Annotated in this window: 13 protein-coding genes and 2 pseudogenes; 4 read left to right on the top strand and 11 right to left on the bottom strand. The window is 37.9% G+C overall.

Annotated elements, in window-relative coordinates; all coding sequences use genetic code 11:
• Positions 1-18: 18 nt before the first annotated feature.
• The 3 genes from BAA9072_RS22990 to BAA9072_RS22980 form a co-directional block, all read right to left on the bottom strand.
• The gene (locus BAA9072_RS22990; RefSeq protein ID WP_201716893.1) at positions 19-1659 is read right to left on the bottom strand and encodes an ABC transporter substrate-binding protein; all 1641 of its coding nucleotides are present in this window, start codon (positions 1657-1659) and stop codon (positions 19-21) included.
• Between the two features lie 352 nt (positions 1660-2011).
• Positions 2012-2467 (bottom strand): VOC family protein, encoded by a 456-nt coding sequence (locus tag BAA9072_RS22985; RefSeq protein WP_201716892.1) that lies wholly within the window; start codon positions 2465-2467, stop codon positions 2012-2014.
• 299 nt (positions 2468-2766) lie between these two features.
• The gene (locus tag BAA9072_RS22980; RefSeq protein ID WP_201716891.1) at positions 2767-3279 is read right to left on the bottom strand and encodes a DUF4367 domain-containing protein; all 513 of its coding nucleotides are present in this window, start codon (positions 3277-3279) and stop codon (positions 2767-2769) included.
• A gap of 400 nt (positions 3280-3679) precedes the next feature.
• Between BAA9072_RS22980 and BAA9072_RS24385 the strand changes: the two are divergent.
• Positions 3680-3869 (top strand): annotated as a pseudogene (locus BAA9072_RS24385) (hypothetical protein).
• Between the two features lie 171 nt (positions 3870-4040).
• Here the strand turns inward: BAA9072_RS24385 and BAA9072_RS22975 are convergent.
• From BAA9072_RS22975 to BAA9072_RS22950, 6 genes and pseudogenes are all read right to left on the bottom strand, one after another.
• Complete coding sequence (locus BAA9072_RS22975; RefSeq protein ID WP_201716890.1) at positions 4041-5288, bottom strand: DUF4153 domain-containing protein; 1248 nt, start codon at positions 5286-5288, stop codon at positions 4041-4043.
• Positions 5289-5329: 41 nt separating this feature from the next.
• Positions 5330-5545: a helix-turn-helix domain-containing protein gene (locus BAA9072_RS22970; RefSeq protein ID WP_201716889.1), complete on the bottom strand. Its 216-nt coding sequence runs from the start codon at positions 5543-5545 to the stop codon at positions 5330-5332.
• A gap of 11 nt (positions 5546-5556) precedes the next feature.
• On the bottom strand, positions 5557-6039 hold the full coding sequence (locus BAA9072_RS22965) for a DUF2975 domain-containing protein (RefSeq protein WP_201716888.1): 483 nt from the start codon (positions 6037-6039) through the stop codon (positions 5557-5559).
• Positions 6040-6410: 371 nt separating this feature from the next.
• Positions 6411-7277: pseudogene (locus BAA9072_RS22960) on the bottom strand (zinc-dependent alcohol dehydrogenase family protein); the annotation flags it as partial.
• Positions 7278-7449: 172 nt separating this feature from the next.
• The gene (locus BAA9072_RS22955; protein ID WP_201716886.1) at positions 7450-8169 is read right to left on the bottom strand and encodes an alpha/beta fold hydrolase; all 720 of its coding nucleotides are present in this window, start codon (positions 8167-8169) and stop codon (positions 7450-7452) included.
• A 191-nt stretch (positions 8170-8360) separates the two neighbouring features.
• Positions 8361-8642, bottom strand: coding sequence for a hypothetical protein (locus BAA9072_RS22950; RefSeq protein WP_201716885.1), 282 nt, complete (start codon positions 8640-8642; stop codon positions 8361-8363).
• 555 nt (positions 8643-9197) lie between these two features.
• On the opposite strand from BAA9072_RS22950, the gene BAA9072_RS22945 reads away from it, so the two are divergent.
• Positions 9198-9770 (top strand): dienelactone hydrolase family protein, encoded by a 573-nt coding sequence (locus BAA9072_RS22945; RefSeq protein ID WP_230980980.1) that lies wholly within the window; start codon positions 9198-9200, stop codon positions 9768-9770.
• 66 nt (positions 9771-9836) lie between these two features.
• Here the strand turns inward: BAA9072_RS22945 and BAA9072_RS22940 are convergent, their stop codons facing one another.
• A complete protein-coding gene (locus tag BAA9072_RS22940; protein ID WP_201716884.1) occupies positions 9837-10088 on the bottom strand; it encodes a hypothetical protein in 252 nt (83 codons plus the stop codon).
• 247 nt (positions 10089-10335) lie between these two features.
• Here BAA9072_RS22940 and BAA9072_RS22935 point away from each other — a divergent pair, with 247 nt between their 5' ends.
• Both BAA9072_RS22935 and BAA9072_RS22930 read left to right on the top strand, forming a co-directional pair.
• A complete protein-coding gene (locus BAA9072_RS22935) occupies positions 10336-11148 on the top strand; it encodes an AraC family transcriptional regulator (RefSeq protein WP_201716883.1) in 813 nt (270 codons plus the stop codon).
• Between the two features lie 84 nt (positions 11149-11232).
• Positions 11233-11655 (top strand): VOC family protein, encoded by a 423-nt coding sequence (locus BAA9072_RS22930; protein ID WP_201716882.1) that lies wholly within the window; start codon positions 11233-11235, stop codon positions 11653-11655.
• A 192-nt stretch (positions 11656-11847) separates the two neighbouring features.
• Here BAA9072_RS22930 and BAA9072_RS22925 read toward each other — a convergent pair whose 3' ends face one another.
• Complete coding sequence (locus tag BAA9072_RS22925; protein WP_201716881.1) at positions 11848-12777, bottom strand: bifunctional helix-turn-helix transcriptional regulator/GNAT family N-acetyltransferase; 930 nt, start codon at positions 12775-12777, stop codon at positions 11848-11850.
• Positions 12778-13418: the final 641 nt, after the last annotated feature.

Here is a 13418-nt window from a genome sequence, read left to right as displayed (position 1 = left end):
TTCCCTCCAAAGCTAAAACTATTTGTTTGTTAAATAGATATCTGTCAGTAAATCATTACTCATTGGATGGGGTTTGTACCCTTCCACATAATCAGCTTCAGCAAGAGGGGTGGTCGTATAAGAAAGCATTGCCCAAGGTGCATCATTTTGGAATACCTCCTGAGCCTCTTTATAAAGTTCAATACGCTTCTCTTTGTCCAGTGTTTCACGTGCTTCTGTAATTAGTTGAGTAAATTTGTCACTCTTATAGAACGCGCGATTATTGGCGGGTTTTTCCGCGTTTGTTTTACTTAGATTAGGATATAAGAAATTGTCAGGGTCCGCCATCACTCCTGTCCAGCCGAATAGGGCCATATCATGCTCACCTGCACTTGTTCTCTCAAGATATGTTGCCCATTCGTATGTAGCAATTTCAGCTTCGATCCCAACCTTCGCTAAATCAGATTGAATGCTTTCAGCGATTTTCAAGGGTTGAGGCAGATAAGGTCTTGGGTTACTCATTGTAAATAACTTGGTTTTAAAACCATCTTTAAAGCCTGCTTCAGCCAGTAGTTTTTTGGCTTCTTCTACATTGTACTCATACTTTTTCAACCCCTCATGATGTCCCCATAATGATGGTGGAAGAGGACTTGTAGCAACATCGGCTAAACCATTATAAAAGGCATCTATTATTTCCTTTTTATTGATGGCCATATTTATCGCCTTTCTCACTTTTGGATTGTTAAACGGTTCCTTTTCCATATTGAACGCCATATAACCGATGTTAAAGCTGGGACGTTTAAGTAATTCGAGTCCATCCGTTGATTTCACCATCGTCGTATCACTCGGGTTCAATCCATCTAAAATATCTATTTCACCACTTTGCAGAGCTGCTAATCGAGAAGAATTTTCTGGTATTACCTGAAATACTACTTGATCTAAATACGGTTTTCCTTCCATCCAGTAATCAGGATTTTTCGCCAGAGTGATAGAATTATTTCGTGTCCATTCTTTAAACGTAAAAGGACCTGTACCGACCGGATGTTCATTTATTTTATCTCCGTACTTTTTGATAGCGGCAGGACTTGCAATTCCGAACATAGAAATGGCTAAGTAACTAAGAAACGGTGCAGTCTTTCTTTTGAGTTTAATTTCAAGTGTGTATTCATCAATAGCGCTCACACTTTCAATTAAATGGTTTTCATCCCCTTTAAACCCTCCATATAAAAATGGATAATAGACAAAATCCCCTTTATGGAAAGGGTTATTGGGATCCATCCACCGTTCAAAGTTAAATACTACTGCTTCAGCGTTAAAATCCGTTCCGTCATGAAACTTTACACCTTCTCGAAGCGAGAACGTCCACGTTAAACCATCTTCACTAGTTTCATAGTCTGTTGCAAGCTTTGGTTGAAGTTCAAGGTTATGGTCATATTCAAACAACGTTTCAAAAATATTGTGTGTTACCCTGATAGACTCACCATCCGTTACGTTAATAGGATCAAGACTGATGGAGTCTGCCCCTCTACCATATATAAGCGTTCCTCCAGATTTCTCATCCTCTGAAAGCTTTTTCTCACCATCCGCACTGCTATTTGATTGGCTCCCACCTGAACAAGCAGAAAGAAATAAAATGGATGCAAGAAATAAATAAAATAAAATTTTGATATGTCGCTTCACCGCTTTACCCCCTTAAAATAGTATAAAGACTATTATATACATAAATAATCAGAATTTAAATACTATTTTGTTATTATCGGAAGCATGGGGACGGTTCTTTTGCTTCCTACCACCCGTTTTAAAAAAGAATTATCTTCCCAAAAGTATAGTATTTCAACTCTTATTTTTCTCTGAAAATTGAAGAAGGGGCAATAGCCGGATCAATTAGCTGATCTTTGGCTATCGCCCCTATAAAGACGAGGTGATTAAGAATTTCCACCTGAATAAGTGATATTAATGTTGTAAGTGTGTCTTTGATGTGTGTTTTCAGTCATTATATTTCAGAATAGGCTTTTTATAAAACGTCACTTATTTACTTGTTACCGAGTTGTTCCGCCAAACCAATTAGAAGTCCTTCGGTTCCACGAATGTAGCAGAGACGATACGAGTCCTCGTACTGAACCACTTCTCCAACAAGCTGAGCACCATGATGCTTAGTGAGTCTTGATACCAATTCGTCAATGTCTTCAACGGTGAACATAACGCGTAGATACCCGAGGGCATTTACAGGGGCAGTCCGGTGATCTGATATAGTAGAAGGAGTGAGAAATCGCGAAAGTTCAATGCGGCTGTGGCCATCTGGGGTAACCATCATCGCAATCTCTACGCACTGAGAACCCAAGCCGGTTACGCTGCCAGCCCATTCCCCTTCCACAGTGGCTCGCCCTTCGAGGTTCAAACCAATCTCCTCAAAGAAAGAGATCGCGTCATCAAGGGACTCCACAACGATGCCGACATTGTCCATCCTAAGTAATTTGTTTTTTTCCATCGTTTTATCTCCTTAAGTGTGAAAATTTTCATCTAATCATCTTCCTAATTATTCTATTAAAAAGGTACAAATTCCTTCCAAACAAATAACCCCATTGAGTTTTCGGGCATGTCATATAGTAGCTTGTAAATCCTCTACTATTGGAATATTTGCGAACCTTATTTCTTGAATGACATCATTTTCATGTAGTTTCAAAAAGCCGATACTGTCGTTCTATTCTTCTATCGATATAATGACTCATTTTATTTTCTAGTGAGCTTTAATAAGATCTTTCTCCTTTTAGGGGAAAATACAGGCTTTCACCTTACCGATCTTGCAATCTCAACCATCTCATCCTTAGATAAAATAGAACTGTCCATTTCCACATATGTATCGCCTTGTATCCAAGTTATAAGACCACCATCTATTCTATTTCCATTTAATTTTTTCCCACTGTTTGCCCATTCTTTATAATATGCTTTCACATCATTTACATTTATTTTAATTTCATTTGAAATCTCTTCTTCCAATTGCCTAATCTCTATTTTGGAAACCTTTCTTTCATTTATTCCCAGCATTAAAAATTCATCATTTGAATCCATATAATGTAACGTAATGTCTCTTATATTTTTGTCCTTATAATCATATGTTTTTATTTCCAAGCTCCAATCTTCAGGTATCTTTTCCGGAACAAGAACATTAAAGTTTACCTCTTTCTTTACTTCATCTATGGTCATGCTATTGTGGTTATACTTAATTTCTTTAGCCAAACCAATAGAGGAGGAAACCATACTGAAAGATAAAATGAGCAACAAACTAGAAATAAGTTTCATTAAATTGCCTCTTTTCACTTGAAATATTTATACGCTATTCTCTCCAAAAATCTACTTTTAATTAAGAAAAAAACGATTGCCTATATAGCAACCGCCCCTGACGTGAATGAGTTTATTCATCTATAGTAATTATTAATTGAATAGACAAATTTTAAACATCTCAATTTAGAGTATGGATTTGTACTATTTCCTTTATCTTCTTTATAAAATGGGCTTACAACAGGTTTGTTGACATAAACCAAATAAGCCAATTTTACCGTTTCTTTTAGGCTGTGACAAAAGTGTTTTAGTCAAAGAAAAATCCGAACGATCATTCGAAATTCTATTATGAAAATCGAAATCGCTCGGATTTTTATTTTTTGTAGTAAGCATACTTGGTGTATATAGCTGGTTCTAGCTGTTGATTGGAGTGCAAGACGAAGACTCCTGCGGGAAAAGCGGGATAGGTGAGACCCCGCAGGAACGTCAGAAACGAGGGAGGCTCGCCTTCCACCCGAGGAAAGCGAAGTCTTGCACGGAAATCTATGAATTGTTCGTATTTAGATTTGATCGATTTTGTTATGTCCCATCCTCCGCCTATCGCATTATAAGACATTTCTGTTTGATTATTTTCATATGATTACGCTGTCCGGGGTAAATTGGAAGTCCCGTGGAACTTGATACTGTTTAACAAACGAAGTAATGGTTTGTAACTCGAAATGGAACATCCTCTTTTTTTAGAATTGTAAAGATTTGCTTACCGTTCCATTATCAGAGCCTTCCTAATTAAAAAGTAAAGGAAAAGTAAATATCACAAAAGCTGCCCAAAGCCCGTAGACCGGCAAATACTTAGTGACGGAATCCTGGATAGATGAAGGTCCTGATTTGTTTTGTAGAAAACGCAAATAGGAGAACATAATCCAAATTAAATTTGCCCAGATAAGGATGTTAACACCTAAAACAGCAAGTCTGTTTGGTGTAATCCCATAAGAAGAAAGTCTGAACACGATCGCTGACAATGCCACACTGTCAATGATAAGGGCAAGAACAATCAGGGTAAAATTGATATAGTCTGAAATGGTTTTTTTCTCATCTGAGTCGCTTTCGGTAATGGAAAATATGGTAACGACCAATACGCCAAGAAGGATTCCGTTAAAGGCTATCAGGAAATTACGGTCCAAGAATGGATTTTTTCCGAGCCATATAACCGCAATTAGATAGACCAGCAATGTCACCAGGACAAGAGGGCTAAAAATTTTAGCGATATAGGGTGTAATATTTTTAGCCAGTTTCAGATTCATTGATACCAGGTATGCAGCCACAATAGCGAGAGCGGATGCACCAAATAAAACGACATTACTAAAATAAAATTCCTCTATATCCAAGCCGATAAAGCTGAATAACTGCATGGTTAATGCTGCCAGTACCATTCCACTCACAGCCATGCTGGCGTAGAGAATACCATATTCCAAATTAAATTTGATATAGGCTAATCTAGTACTGCCTTTTGAATACTCATCTCCTGTAAATGCAAGCCCCAACACGACCCATAAGAATATGGGAATGTGTAAATAAGCAAGGATAATACTGTCTTTATCACTTAAAGGCAGCATATTAAGATAAACCCCGGCAAGGAGGAACAACGCTACAAGGGAATAAATAACCCTTTTTTCCGGAGGATTTTTGTACACAAAATAGGTAGCAATAAAAGGAATTATACCAAATGCCAGGTTTATTGGAGCAATCACTTCCTGTTCGACAAAATGGAAAATGATCCTGGTAAATATCCCTGCCATAATGGCTAAAATGCCCATGAATATAAAATCCTTTTGGCTCTTGGAAGATTTCTCCGGATTTGCTGCCTCCTTGAAATGCAATCTTTCATACCAAACGCCAAGTACCTGAGAATCAGGGTTTTGTTCCCATGCCTGTAAGAATGAATGTTTAAAAGCTTTTGGGTCTTTTCTATAGATTCTCTCCAGTTCATGGGGGTTAGCAATGTTTTCAATAATTGAATTGTTAAATTCCAACGTAATACCTCCCCTACTAATGGTTATTTCCTCTATAATGTTTAATGATCTTCGTCACTTTTGTATTCTAAAATATCCCCTGGCTGACACTCTAAAGCCTTACAAATTGCCTCTAAGGTGGATAATCGAACCGCTTTCGCCTTTCCATTTTTCAATATAGAAAGGTTCGCCATTGTAATCCCAACCCTTCCCGAAAGCTCCGTTACGCTCATTTTCCTTTTTGCTAACATCACATCAATATTGATAATAATTGCCATTGTTATTCACCTCAGACCGTTAAATCATTTTCTGATTTTATATCAATTGCTTCTTTTAAAAGTTTCTGGAGAACTGCCGCAAACACTGAGATAACCATCGAAGCAAACGGAACAACCAATCCGGCCAGGATCACTCCCGGGGCGTCGTCTACTTCAGCAAAAATATAAAAGAGCGGCAAAACTAGTAGATGCAAAATACTGATTGTGATTGCACAATATTTGATTTTCTTTAAAGCTTTTACAGATAAATCAGAGAAAGCTTTATTTTTGTCAATGTAGCGCAGGAGTTTAAACGCCTGATACAAAGCAAAATAAAAAGGTATTGCTGATGCATCAAAAACGGTGAAAACAAAATATTTTATTACTGTAAACTCTGGAAGTAAAGTTACTGAAAGGTTCGCCAACTCAGGCACCAAAAAGATGCACAGAGCCAAAACTGGGATTCCTAAAAAAAGTACGGCTATTTTCAAAAACAACGTTGTCACATTTCCCATAAAAACACCTCATTTATTTGTTCTGATTTTGATTTTAATACAAATTTTATTGATTTACAATAAATATTTATTAATTTTTATAATAATTATATTGATATGTATAACCATTCTTTTGTTGGTAACTTTCCCATTGAACATTCTACAAGCCTTTAAGTTGTTTACGAATAAAAAAAGAGAACCTTTGTCTTAAAAGGTTCCCCTTACTTATTTGAGAATAGCTCCCTTATTGAGAATTAACATCTTTATAAAATTTTGTGCGCAGATTCCATTACCTGAAGATACTTAAAAAACTCCAATTTTTCATTACATCTCTGCCCGATACAACTTCATATTCACGATATACATAGGCTAGTTAGTGGAACAAAAAAATCCTAGCTTGTTAAAAACACTTTCCCATTGTTCTTATTGGAAGATTCAACAACATCAATAGCCGTTTTTATATCCAGTAAGTCGTACATAGAATCCACCTTCTTAAAATGCAATTTTTTCTCATCTAATAGCCTTATCAAGCGACTAAAGGTTTCATGCCATTTATTTGTGGAGACATTTTCATTCCAATTCCGCAAATGAAACATATTCGCATTCACTTTAGCTTTATTTATAATATCTGCCCAGTTTACTTGTATCCCTGATAAAAGACCGATGGATAAAAATTGGCCATTAGGCTGTACACAAAAAGCCAAGTCGTTTCCAGAGGAACCTCCAACAGAGTCAATAGCAGCATCCGCGCCAATTCCATTTGTAAACTCCATAACTGTTTTATAGAGCGGTACTTTAGAAGTATCGATAACATAAGACGCACCAAGATGTAGTAAGTCATCTGTATATTTATTGTTTCGAGTGACTGCAATCAATCGAAAACCTAATACCTTCGATAATTGGGCAAAAATATGCCCAATAGAAGAACCGCAAGCATTAACCAACAAAACATCATTGGGTCCTAATTGTAAAACTTCCGTACAAGTCACCCACGCTGTAATTGGATTAATATACATTTGTGAAGCAGTAAAATGATCAATGGAATCTGGTATTGGAACTGCAAAATCTGCTGATGCCTTTACAAGTTCTTGCCAAGTGCCTTCCCCACGCAGAGGTAAAACACGTTTCCCAATAAAATCTTTAGAAACTAAAGGCCCTACTTCCTCCACAATACCAACTCCCTCATAACCAGGAATATTCGGCAACGAAATTCGATGTGAATATGCCCCTCTAATTGGTATTAAGTCAGAAGGATTTATGGCCGAATTCGTAGAATTTAATACATTTCGCATTCAAACTATAAAGTCTCCTTAAAATAATTCAGATTTATTTAAGTATACATCTTCAACTAAACTCCCCATGATGGAAGACGGGAGTCTAACGGAGATCAGCTAATTGATCTCCGTTATTGCCCCTATAACGGAAGTTCGACTAATTCTTATTTTGTATTTCACTTAAAAATTCTACTAGTACATCAGTGTACATATCTGGTTTTTGTTCATGAACTAAATGCGAGGCGAATGGAATGACACACACATGCAAATTATTATGTTTTCTTTGGTATCTTGAAGCAGAAGCCACTTCTGCTTTATTCCCTTCGCCCACCATATATAAGATTGGAGCACTAATATTATCTAAGTCAGAAGTATAATCAAAAGGATACCAATCTTCATCTCTAGCCATATAAATAAACTCTTTCCAATCAGATTCGTGCATCAGATCTAATTGACTAGTCACTTCATCATTCTCCAATAATTCTTTTTGGAATTGAACCTCTTGAGAATGCATTTCCTTCCAATCGCTCGGTCTATCAGCAGTGATTCCAGACAAAGTTAAGCTAAATATTTTGCTAGGATATTTCTTTGCAAATATTAAACCTACTAGTCCTCCTAGCGAGCACCCAACTAAATGAATTTTGTCAATATGTAAATGATCTATTGTCTCTTTCAAATCCTCTGCAGCATCTTCAAAATAGTTGCTAAAATCAACACTTACTGACTTTCCATGTCCTCTTAAATCTGGCACTATTACTTTTCTACTTTTTTGAAGAACCTCTCTTTGTTTCACAAAATCATTATTTCCAGTTTGTAACCCAGTATGTAGAAAAACAATAGGTTCCCCTTCTCCATTTACTTCAGTATGCAAAATCATCCAATCGCCCTCCCTATTATGCAAATTAGGCACGTAATCACTTATCAACGCTTATTCCACTTACCTGTCCAATAATCGAATCAGACAATAACCTGTAAACAATTGCCCAATCTATGTTATGGCCCTGTTAGTTATACATAAAGACGTACACATTAATTGCATATTATATTAAATGATATCTCAATAAGTCATTACTTCTTACCTTTACGCTCTAAAAGTACGGGTGCTATATTTAGTAAGATAGAAACAATTGTCAAACACCATAATGCCGTTTCAACATTAGGTACTTCCCCTAAAGCTGACCAATCTTCCCTTTTTACCCACTCCGATACAAAACTGTATTCTGAACAAAGTGTTAAGGCTGTAAATGATAATCCTAACGCCATCGCGAGCTTATAGTCCTTTCCTGCTGCATACATATAAAGATTTATAAATGTTATTACTATTGCAGTAACCCCTAATATTACCCACATAACTATTCCTCCATAAATTTTTATTTATGTCATGTCATAATACTAATGTTCATCGTCAGTTATTTTAGTTTTAAATCTAGAATTGGGCGTTCAAAATCTAAAGTCATTTGTACTCTCGTAAGAATTATTGACAGCGATAATAAATGTCTAAGATACAACATATTAAATAATAGCAATTATCTGAACTTTTTACAAAAATTACTATATATTCCTAGTAGGTTATTAATCTTCTTCTATTAGATCGCAGAATAAATATTATTCTATAAATAATTTAAATAAGAATATCTTTTACTTATTCCACTTTAATCATAGTTATGAATTTAACCAAGGGAGCTCTTGAAACACTCGAGCACTATAAGTAACAAAAAGGAATCTGCTGAAAAAAAACATTGGTGGCAGTCCTGGAAAAAATAATTAGGATACTGAAAAGCAGGGGATTACCTTTTCGATTTTTTCTTTCAAAACTAGAACTTGTCGAAAAAGTTGAAGTTCTGGCAGGTCAAGCAGATTTTTTGTCGAAACTTATACATTAGATGAATGAAATTGGGGGAAAGAATGATGGCAGAAGTATTGTTGTTACACCATGTTTTAGGTAGAACGAAGGGGATTGAAGCAATCGCCGATCAACTGAGAGATGCGGGGCATATTGTGCACGTGCCGGATTTATTTGATGGACGCATATTTTCTTCGCTGGAAGAGGGCTTGGGATTTGTTAAGGAAATTGGCTTTGAAGAAGTGACGGCGCGGGGCGTTCGGGCAGCCGGCGACCTTTCACACGATGTCGTCTATGCTGGTTTTTCACTAGGTGTCCCGGCAGCACAGCAGCTCGCCCAAACTCGAGAAGGCGCTAGAGGCGCACTGTTTTTTCATGCCTGCCTCCCGACCTCGGAGTTCGAATCTCAGTGGCCGGTCGACTTGCCTGTGCAAATTCACGCCATGAGTGCAGATCCTTTCTTCGTTGAAGACGGTGACATCAATGCGGCCCGTGAACTTGTGGAGGCGGCAAATCACGCTGAACTCTTTCTGTATGAGGGCAAGGAACATCTCTTCACCGACAGCAGCATACCTTCTTACGATGCTGACGCAACAAAGCTTGTGATCAAGCGGGTTCTCGACTTTCTCGCATAGCGAAGCACGGGGACGGTTCTTGTGCTTCCTTTTTGATTAAAAGGAAGCGGCAAAAGCGTCCCTAATTCAAACCAAAGCCCCTCGCTTTCGATTCGACCAGAAGCGGCCGTAGTATTGCAGCCTTTCACTATCCTGTGTCACAAAGACGGAACCGACGATTTCACCGTCCATCTCTGCAATCCAACACCGTTCTTTTTTTGGATTATAGTTTCTCAGAAAATCTGAACCAATTTGTGCAACCAATGCTTCAACAAACCGCTCATCCCATCCATATTCTTCTGCATAGATAACCCCATGACGGTGTATAATCCATCCCATATATCCCGGTTCATGAGGGCGCAATACATATGGTTGGGAATACTTAAGACCTTCACTAAAATATCCTCGAGGTTAAAGCCACCAAAGTCCCAAGCAAGCCATAAGCTTGAAAGAAAGCTCCAGGCAATTATTCCTCGAAGCTTTCTTTCAACTTTCCTTCCTGTCACTCAATTCTAATGAATTCTCTCACTGAATTGGTTAAACTAGATATGAGTATGAACTATTCAAGTTTAATCGAGGTGGCGTCATGATTCCATTCCTGCCAATACAATCCCCTTCATTCTTACATTCAAACGGAAGTAACTATCAGGAATACACCCCCAACCATGCCCTAAGTCCCTATGTAGCTTGTTATTGGAGCCTGGATTATCATGCTTCAGACACCAGGGAACCGCATAGGATCTTACCGGATGGATGTGTAGATATTATAGTTGACTTAACTGCTTCCTCACCTTCAAAAGGAGCTTTCATTACAGGCCTCATGACCCGTTTTGAGACGTTGAACTTTACGAATGAGCAACATTTTTTTGGCATTCGCTTATTTGCGAATCACGCACAGCATTTTCTACACTATCCTGTACAAAAATTCATTGATGAACATGTCTATCTTGAAGATGTTTGGGGAATAGCAGGTTTACTATTTACCGAGGAAATTCAAGAAGCGCGAGGAATTCTTGATAGACTGAAAATGGTTGAAACAAAACTAATTCACCTATTGAGATTATGGGGTAATCACAGAAGTCCAGATATACTCCAGACATCCCTTCATTATATTTTCTCGGCTCACGGAATGAACTCCATTCAAGCATTAGCCCAAAAGGTCAGCTTCAGTGAACGAACGATAAGAAGGGTATTCAGGGATGAATTAGGTGTCTCGCCTAAAGAATTCTCACGTATTATTCGCTTCCAGAGTATTTTGAAAGAACTTCTTTCCGTTCAAAATCCCAGTCTTATGGAAGTAGCTCTAAAATACGGATATTACGATCAAGCTCACTTTAACAATGAATTCAAACAATTTTATGGACTGGTCCCGAGGATTGTTTTTCCAACCAGAATGTAATTTTGTCCGTTTTTTACAAGTTCGGTCTCTTTAAAAAAGGTATTCTAGAGAAGCAGCAGACAGTAGACAAGGAGGAAAATGACTATGAAACCAAGAATAACAGTACTAACTCTCGGAGTAGACAATTTGGATAGGGCTCTGGAATTTTATACTAACGGTCTAAATCTCCCAACTGAAGGGATATTGGGTCAGGAATTTGAGAATGGAGCAGTGGCCTTTTTCGATCTGAAAAATAGATTTAAACTGGCTATCTGGGAACGAAAAAGTTTAGCGAAAGAAGCAAATGTCCCTCTCTCTCCCAGAAGTCCCTCTGAATTCACAATCGGACATAATGTAAGCAGTAAAGCGGAAGTGGATCAGGTAATGCTGGAAGCAGAAAAAGCCGGGGCAAAAATCACCGATCCTGCCAAAGATACATTTTGGGGAGGATATTCTGGTCACTTCCTGGATTTAGACGGACATTTGTGGGAAGTCGTGTGGAATCCAGAGTGGGAAATAGAGGACTAAAAAAATGGTTAAAAGAAGCACGGGGACGGTTCTTGTGCTTCCTATTTGATTAAAAGAAAGCACAAGAACCGTCCCTATGCTTCGCCCATGCTCCGTAACCGGTCAATTACTCTTGTTCACTTAACTTCTGAACCTATCTCCTTGTCTCCATATCGATAATAGGTCCCCTCGATCTCTGAACCTACTTCTTTTTCACAATGATTTCTCCCAAGTCTCTCCCACTAAGTCATGGCCAAAGCTGTGATGTTTCTCCTCTTCAACCAATTCAAATCCTAATTTCTTATAGGAGTGACGTGCCGCTTCTAAGACACTGTTGGTCCAAAGAACAAGCTTCTCATACCCGTTTCGCTTAGAAAAGCGAATACATTCTTCTACAAGACGAGTTCCGAGGCCAAGCCCCCTTGCTTTCGGTTCGACCAGTAGCAGCCGCATTCTTGCAACCTTTTCACTATCCTGTGTCACAAAGACGGAACCGACGATTTCACCGTCCATCTCTGCAATCCAACACCGTTCTTTTTTGGGATTATAGTTTCTCAGAAAATCTGAACCAATTTGTGCAACCAAGGCTTCAAACTGCTCATCCCATCCATATTCTTCTGCATAGATAACCCCATGACGATGTGTAATCCATCCCATATCTCCCGGTTCATGAGGGCGCAATACATATGGCTGGGAATACTTAAGACCTTCACTAAAAATATCCTCTATGGTCTGCATAGCCTTAAATAAACGTTGTTGATCCTTTTCTTCAAGGTCATCAAGCATGTCAGTTACTTCATCACGAGAACGCTTATCTAGCAATTCAAAAGCACTCTGACCTTCAGATGTAAGATGAAGAAGTCGTTGACGACCATCCGACTTGGAACGAGTCTTCTCGACTATCCCCTTGCCTTCAAGGCTTGTTATCATTCGGCTAAGATAGCCTGCATCAAGTCCTAAATCATTTATCAATTCTGAAGCAGTCAATGTTTCATTGTTTGCAAGTTCAAAAATGATACGAGCTTCTGTGGGTGAATAGGGAGTGTGTAACAGCCCTTCACGCAGCACCCCAATTTGTCTAGTTATAAAACGATTGAAACGCCTAATAGCATTAATTCGATCTTCTAAAGTATTGGTTGACATCAAAACCCCTCCTATTTATTTGATATTGTCATATAAACAATTGCCTAAGTCAAGTATTTGATGAAGTTATCTTCGAAACTGAGTCTTCAGGTATCCTGCCCAATAACTCAATACCCATTTTTTCGAATTCTACTGAATCACTCAATCTATTTTCACACCAAAAGGAACTGAGCTTATTGTATACAAGATAAGCTCTCTTAATTGAACTATGTGTGGTGTTTTTTAGGCGTTCTTTGGATACAAGTAGGAAATCAGCAATAAGATAACTCCTAAGCCAAGGCCTGTCCAGGAGATTATATCAAGTGTACTGTAAGCTGAATTCTGGGATATTCCTGATATTAATAACCCTAATTTTAAAAAAGCGTAAGCATTACTATTGCATGCATAAGCAATCCACTGAATTATATTGCATTTACTGTTTTTCTTACTTTTCATAAGACTAATCCTTTCACAAACTTTTTTATGCCCAATATTTGAACAAGGGCAATAGTGGTTGGATTAGCCGATCTTCAGCTATTGCCCCCGTTAGCTGAATAACAATAATCAATAAATTTTGGAAATTATTATTTTCCTATACATCCCATTCATCATAACTGGTGAATCTTCTTCTACCTTTAAACTATTATTATTTTTTGGAATTA

The sequence above is a fragment of the Rossellomorea arthrocnemi genome, assembly GCF_904424705.1.
Classification (GTDB): domain Bacteria; phylum Bacillota; class Bacilli; order Bacillales; family Bacillaceae_B; genus Rossellomorea; species Rossellomorea arthrocnemi.
The sequence above is the reverse complement of the archived record's forward strand: the minus strand, read 5'-3'. Positions and strand labels throughout refer to the sequence as shown.

Bases quoted from the DNA above. Each gene is read 5' to 3' on its own strand.
- BAA9072_RS22985 (WP_201716892.1), bottom strand. From the start codon at position 2,467: ATGGAAAAAAACAAATTACTTAGGATGGACAATGTCGGCATCGTTGTG.
- BAA9072_RS22980 (WP_201716891.1), bottom strand. From the start codon at position 3,279: ATGAAACTTATTTCTAGTTTGTTGCTCATTTTATCTTTCAGTATGGTT.
- BAA9072_RS22970 (WP_201716889.1), bottom strand. From the start codon at position 5,545: ATGGCAATTATTATCAATATTGATGTGATGTTAGCAAAAAGGAAAATG.
- BAA9072_RS22965 (WP_201716888.1), bottom strand. From the start codon at position 6,039: ATGGGAAATGTGACAACGTTGTTTTTGAAAATAGCCGTACTTTTTTTA.
- BAA9072_RS22955 (WP_201716886.1), bottom strand. From the start codon at position 8,169: ATGATTTTGCATACTGAAGTAAATGGAGAAGGGGAACCTATTGTTTTT.
- BAA9072_RS22950 (WP_201716885.1), bottom strand. From the start codon at position 8,642: ATGTGGGTAATATTAGGGGTTACTGCAATAGTAATAACATTTATAAAT.
- BAA9072_RS22945 (WP_230980980.1), top strand. From the start codon at position 9,198: ATGATGGCAGAAGTATTGTTGTTACACCATGTTTTAGGTAGAACGAAG.
- BAA9072_RS22940 (WP_201716884.1), bottom strand. From the start codon at position 10,088: ATGGGATGGATTATACACCGTCATGGGGTTATCTATGCAGAAGAATAT.
- BAA9072_RS22935 (WP_201716883.1), top strand. From the start codon at position 10,336: ATGATTCCATTCCTGCCAATACAATCCCCTTCATTCTTACATTCAAAC.
- BAA9072_RS22930 (WP_201716882.1), top strand. From the start codon at position 11,233: ATGAAACCAAGAATAACAGTACTAACTCTCGGAGTAGACAATTTGGAT.
- BAA9072_RS22925 (WP_201716881.1), bottom strand. From the start codon at position 12,777: ATGTCAACCAATACTTTAGAAGATCGAATTAATGCTATTAGGCGTTTC.